This is a genomic window from Agrobacterium sp. MCAB5 (assembly GCF_052114365.1).
GTDB classification, from domain to species: domain Bacteria; phylum Pseudomonadota; class Alphaproteobacteria; order Rhizobiales; family Rhizobiaceae; genus Agrobacterium; species Agrobacterium tumefaciens.
Genome location: NZ_JBFREP010000333.1, coordinates 1 through 388 on the forward strand (window position 1 = coordinate 1; position 388 = coordinate 388).

Annotated in this window: 1 protein-coding gene; it reads right to left on the bottom strand. The window is 58.0% G+C overall.

Translation table 11 applies throughout. The features are described from left to right. Positions 1-79: 79 nt before the first annotated feature. On the bottom strand, positions 80-388 hold a 309-nt coding region (locus AB4Z23_RS28890), incomplete at its 5' end, for a helix-turn-helix domain-containing protein (protein WP_441361359.1).

Genomic DNA, 388 nt, shown 5'->3' on the forward strand with positions numbered 1-388 from the left:
GTTCCTGCTGTGAGCGGAGCATTCGGTAGGTTCCTGCTGTGAGCGGAGCATTCGGTAGCGGTCGGTGAGGGGCGTGTGCTTAGCGCTCGTACGCCATGTCGCCGATCTTGCAGGCAACTTCAGTGCGGTTGGTTGCCCCAAGCTTCTTCATGATGTTGCGGATATGTACCTTGATGGTGCTTTCGCAAAGGTTCAGCTCCAGAGCGATATCCTTGTTGGCCTTTCCGCACCGCAGGGCCTCCGCGATAGCCGATTGACGGCTTGTAAATTTCATCGGCGGTATGGCGGCGTGTGCCGTCAGGCCGAACAGACTTTTCATGTTCATGACGCTGCTGGCCGGTATGAAACGGCCGCCCGCGATTGCAAGACTGATCGCCTGGACGCAGAC